General features: G+C 50.5%; 1 protein-coding gene and 2 pseudogenes. 1 reads left to right on the top strand and 2 read right to left on the bottom strand.

The genetic code is table 11. The features are described from left to right. A partial coding sequence (locus SLH47_RS26025) for a toxin TcdB middle/N-terminal domain-containing protein (protein WP_320244031.1) occupies positions 1 to 5,056 on the bottom strand: 5,056 nt, incomplete at its 3' end. Positions 5,057 to 5,278: 222 nt separating this feature from the next. On the opposite strand from SLH47_RS26025, the pseudogene SLH47_RS26030 reads away from it, so the two are divergent. After that, a pseudogene (locus SLH47_RS26030) lies at positions 5,279 to 5,511 on the top strand (transposase); the annotation flags it as partial. 324 nt (positions 5,512 to 5,835) lie between these two features. Here SLH47_RS26030 and SLH47_RS26515 read toward each other — a convergent pair. Further along, a pseudogene (locus SLH47_RS26515) lies at positions 5,836 to 5,937 on the bottom strand (IS1595 family transposase); the annotation flags it as partial. Between the last annotated feature and the right edge of the window lie 149 nt (positions 5,938 to 6,086).

The following is a 6,086-nucleotide window of genomic DNA, read 5'->3' on the forward strand; positions in this document are numbered from 1 at the left end:
TGAGGGTCGCCTGATGTTCTCGTACGCGTCCAGTGGCCGAGCGCAGATATACACTGGGTGCAGTGATATCCGTACCGTGGGTGCCGGCATAGCGGATGCTATTCAGCCAACCACGGTTTGGGCTGTAGTCACGGATATCAGAGACCCCGTTTCCAAGGTCCATGCGCGTTGGGTTGCCCCATTTATCGTAGAGAACGTCCGTTACATAGTTGTCGAATCCAATCATTTGGCTCGCTCGATTATAACGATATGGACCTAGCTGCTGTTGCACCCCACCAACTGTCAGCGGTATTGAGAGCGACTCCACATGCCCACCTGCCCGATAGCCGGTATCAAAGGTAAAATGTGGATCCAGCGCACTCAGGTCATCAACCCAATGATGCTGTCGGATGGGCAAGCCGATGGCGTTGTAATCATGTTCGACACGATGAACTGCATTTTCAACAGTTGTCAGGCGGCCGATATTGTATGCCCCCACGCGCGGTTCGTCGTAAGCGTAAACGACAAGTTCGGGGCCAGCATGTTTCGAAACAACCCGGTTCAGCCAGTCATAGGTAAAGGTGATGACTTGCCCTTTTGCGTCTGTTTGGCGGATCAAGTTACCGTTGGCGTCATACTCCATGGTCCAGTACCCGAGACCCGGATCATCGGATGTCAGACGTCGACCTATTGTGTCGTAGGTATAGGTCCATGTGGCACCGATAGGATCCTTTACACCCACAAGCCTGTTGAGGGCATCGAACATGTATTCGGTCACGCGGTCACCAGCCGAGGCGCCAACATCTGAACCGGGATCGGACAATGTGGATCTTATCCGATTGCCGCGATGGTCTGCGGTTACATGTAGTGGGCTACAGAGTGTGTTGCTGCTGCCAGCGTCAAAGCAATGCGCGTCCCTGAAGACGGTCTGTGGGTGAGGTGCAGTAAGCGACGACGAAGCACCAACCTGACCGGCTGAAAGCGGTAGTTCAAGCGTTGTGTAGATTGTCTCATCTTTTGTGCCGTCAGGGTAGAGACGGCGTACAGAACGATCCAGAGCGTCGTACTCGACACGCGTATTGAAATCCAGATTTCCAACCGACGAATGATACTCGTCAATAGTGAGGGGGATGCTGACCGAAACCTGTCTTCCACGCGTATCAAAAACTAGCTTGGTGTATCGCCTTGACGTCCCCAGATCACCTTCGTCGCTACTTTGCGCAACCATATGAGTCCGTCCAAGTCCGTCGATGTACTGGTTCTCGTGATGATAGACGTCGCTAGCAACTGTTGAGCCAGATAATGTGCGGGTTTCAATGTTCTGATACTTCCCTTGTGGGAGAAAGTAACTGATTAGTCTCACTCCCTGAGCAGGGTCTTGCTCTTCAATCAAGCGGCAATGCGTGTCGTATAACCTTGTCGTTTGGAGCTCGTTAGCGTCGGTGATGACAGTCGGTTGCTGGCAACCTGTGTCCCAGGCCGTTTCCGTACGATGGCCAAGCGCATTCACCTCAGCGGTCTGGAACAGATACTTGACAGTGTCATATTCATATGTCGTCGTCCCACCACGCGCGTCAGTCACTGTCAGGACATTGCCAAAACCATCGTAAGTGCGGGTTTCTGCCACCGGATAACCGTAACCGTTCGATGAGCTGTTACGTTCATAGCGCCGAACCGAGGTAAGATTCCCTGATGTCGGTGGGGCACGATCAGCGAGACTGTCATAACGATACAGATTGCGGGTCAGCCATGTATCAGGATTGTAAGTGTAGTTCGGCAGAGCATTCCCATGATAGGTAAGTTCACTTCTCACCGTATTCAGAATGTAGAGTTCCACGTTATCAACATACTGCGTACGGGTAGAGATGTTGCCATCCTCCGACGGGTCCACACCATCAATGGTCATGCCAAGATCAGTTTCCTGAATGCGCCTACCATATTGATCTGGCAGATAAGCAACGCCAGTCTCGACATACTCATCACCGTGGAGCGTTTTGGTGTAAGACCCTAAGAGTTTAGCCCTATACGGCCCACCAGACGCCAACTCATGCCCACCTGTTTCGTGATTGGAAACATAAGCGGCCCGTGACGCAAAGCCATCACCCGGGTTATGCACAGGCACCGAACCAACTGGGCGCCATTCGTTGGTGGTTTCTTGCCAGAGCGTTTCCCAAGAGGCACATCCAAGCCCGGGATTAGCTTGCGTATCGTCGCAGGGTGCGTTGCGCGTAACCCGACGGACAAGTCGCTGTGTTCCGGCTGTGCGAAAATCATCGTTGTTGTAATAGGTCTTTATGACGACTTCGCCATCATCGCCAGCAGCCGGTGGCAAAATGGTATCTACTCGACCAAAACCCAGCGACCGCTCCCAGACATAATCATACCGTCCATCGCGGTAACGATACCGGGTCGTCTGCGGCGCAACCCAATAGTCGTCACTCACTGTTACCGACGCAACCACCTGACGGATGCCGGGTATCCGATCCCCGCTGACAACCGGATCATCACCATCACCATCACTCGAGGGAGCATATTCAACCGAGACATTCGCACCCAAAGGCGTGCGGATCGACGTGAGCAGGTGGGGAACCACGCCCACGTTCCAACGTACGCGGTCTGTCGACCATCCGGTGAACATGTCCAGAAGGCCATCACCGTCAAAGTCATCAACGGCATGAATGCGATCGAATCTACGGAGTGTTCCATCCGCACTGGTGGCGACCCGAAACTTGTGGCCGTTCCAAAGCAATACAAAGGCGTCACTATCATGGTCCTTTAGGATCAGGTCCGGAAAACCATCAGCATTCACATCTCGCAATATCTCGCTGCGACTAAATTCAATATTGGGCAGACCTGCGGGCATCAAGTCTTGTGATGATGACGGAGTATGCAGTACCCGCTGCCGCTCTTCAAAGCCATTGCCACGGGAATAGTAGACATCAACTATTCCGCTATCATTACTTCGAACATAAATGCGAAGGATATCGTCTAAACCGTCGCCATTCATATCCCCCACATGAATTCGAACTTGGCTGCCAAATAAGTAAGCATCCGGCGGACGGTTCACGATTTCAGATGGGATTACATAACGACGAAACCCAACCTCGAACGCCAGATACATCTCATTCTCAAAAATGATATCTGACAGCCCATTGCCGTCGAAATCTCCAACTACCCCCTCATGATCAAAATCAAGTGAAGAGAGAACGACATCAAGATCCATCGCTTCCACACCAGCATGATTGAATTCATATGGTAGGCCCGAACTATTCATACCGTCCTGCAGCCTTGCCAGTAATTCGCTTTCTGGGTCACGATCCAAGTTCATATATCCATGGGCTTCAAGACGTTCCCAATGTCTGTTTCCAAGCACCATTACTTGTCCGACACTGGCACCGCTTGGCCCGTAAACGTAGCTGTGGTAGCGATCGTCTCGGCTCATTGTGTTATTTAGGCTACTTGAGAAAACGTCTAAACCACGCTCCGAAACGGGACCATTTAGACTGGTAATCTCTTCCAAATGATATCTCGTGCTATCATTCGGTGATGTTGTGTAATAAGGGGCTGGCAGTGTAATGGCATCCTCAATAACACTCATCACCCGTTCCGAGTTAAAGCCATAAATATTGCGTTGCGCTGGCACTGGTCGAAAACTCGAACCGCCATATGGGGCTTCACGCTGGAATACAATTTCGCTTCGACCATCTTCATCGAGGTCAACAACAAGGGGGTGCTCAGTCTGTTCCACCATGGAATAGTTCACGCGTTCAAAAGCAACAGCGTCATCTGAGTATTCAAACTCCGTTGCGGGAAGACTTACACCACTGACAACGACCCCTTCACTGACACTGTAGTCACTGCCAAATTCCGTGACGGAGGCTAGATGATGCATCTGAAGGTAAGCACTCACAGCATGTTCAAAGCGATATGCACGGATTTTTGACGATCCATCAAGGACCTCGACCGAGGTCAGTAGTCCAACCTGCTTGTAGGACAAATTCCGATGCCCCAGCCCGGATGTCCGCAAAGGAACATCTTGATCAATATAGTGAAAACTGACCTGATAGTCGGCATAATTGATTGAGACAAGCCGGTCAGTCAGATCAAAGATCGATTGAGATCCGGCCGTACTGTCGGTACCAAAGTCATAGGTAAATATGACTGTATTTGCGACAACTTGTGTATCGCGAATTTCCGTCAGCACAAAGCGGGTACGGTACCCGTAATTGTCTAAATCGGCGGTGTACCCAGTGCGTCCAGCAAGACCTTTGAGTTTACCAACGCTTTCATACACATATTGTGTACCGCTTTGCATTGTAACGATGAATTTTGGAAAACTGACACCCCCATCGCTGTCAGGGATTATCTTAACCCGACGTCCATCATCCATAAGTGTCACGAACTGCCCACCATGCGCACAGCTCGCACTGGAATTTGTCGAATTGAAGCGCGTGGGATAAGTTGCGCTTCCAGCAACACTTGCCGGATCATAAGGAAATGTCGCCCACGCATCTGCACAAGCCAATAATGGTTGCCCGTCGATTTCGTAGATATCTTCTCCAGAGACGAAACTCGCGATCCCGCCACCTACAGAAACACGCTCAATCATTGATGTCCCGGCCAACGACCAGCCTACACCAACGATCGAACCTTCATCTCCGTATCGTTTTTGCGATGAATTGTACACCAACGCCAGGTTTGGCTCCAAACCACGGTATGACGGGATATCGATTTTTACACTATACTGAAAACCACCATCAGACTGGATTTCATCGGGTAGCATCGTCAGTATATTATTGTCTCGGATAACTGGCTCGACAGGGTCTTGTGGAGTGGCAGCACTCACTATCTGTGACTGCGAGAGTTGGTAATCCTCTTGATCAAAGGCCGTCTCTTGGTCGGTTAGTTGAGCCGCGTCGCTGTAGGTATTCTCACCAACTCCTGCTTCGTTTACATATCCAATCGGTTCACTCTGTGGAGAACTCATAGCCGTCTCAGCGGAAATCTGTTCTTGAGTATTTGCAACATTTGCAGCAAGCGTAAGCGCGGCGACTAAGCCAAAATAAGTCTTCTTCAATATTCTATCCGCCATCTATGGTTGAGTGCACAACACAGGAGTTCGGTGACGTTGTCAAATTGAACTAATCAGGGTTGACTGCCAAAATAAAATACATATGAACAATGGTCCAATAGACATGCCCTATTATTTTGTCCCCATGGGAGTATTTCGTTGAGAAACTCACGCTTGATCGAGAGTTAACCCGCTGATTCAATTGCCCCAACGGTGGGGGTATTGGCGATGATGGGACGCAAGCAGGAAGCGCAAGCGGCGCTGTTTTATGAGTTCTCGCTTGAGGATCATGTTCCCTAAGATCATCTTCTTCGGCCGATCGACCGGTTTGTCGATTTGAGCAGCATCCGTGCGCATCTTGCAGACTTCTACAGTCACACGGGCCTCCTTCTATCGATCCCGAGCTGCTGCTCCGGATGCTGCTGGTTGGCTATTGTTTCGGCATCCGATCCGAGCGGCTGTAGTGCGAAGAGGTGCATCTGAACCTAGCTTAGGCACGTTCGTTGATCACCTTCAAGCTCGATTGTTTGGTTAACCTGATCCGATTAGTCCAAACTAACTGTTAGTGCATGACAGGCCTCCGGTCCATGTGGATGATGGCTTCCGGTGCGCGCTAGAGCTTCAGGCTCACGTACCAGAAGACAAACTACAGGGGCGTTGGGAAACCGCTCAGTTTTTCTTTAGAGACTTCAAAGAATTCCAAGCTGCTTGTGGCTCCACCAACTTGATGATGCAGCAATAAAACCCATCGCTGCTGGCGAAGTGGTCGAGCGCTTGTACTTGGGGCATTCGTGGTCCTGACCGAAGCGAACGTTGAATAAGTGTTCCAAGCAGGCTTCATCGCTGGGGAACTGTTGGAAGAACTGACGAACGGTTGTCTGTTTCATATCAACAACATGGCAATTCGACTACCGTATGCTAACGGGGTACACTCCGACTTATTTGACATAACATCTCTTATCCGCTTTCTTATTGTAGCTGCAAAGCGATAATGTCACCCATGAGCAAAGCAGAAGTGTCACTCTCCTCGCAAAAC

The organism is Cognatiyoonia sp. IB215182, assembly GCF_033963905.1.
Taxonomy (GTDB): Bacteria; Pseudomonadota; Alphaproteobacteria; order Rhodobacterales; family Rhodobacteraceae; genus Yoonia.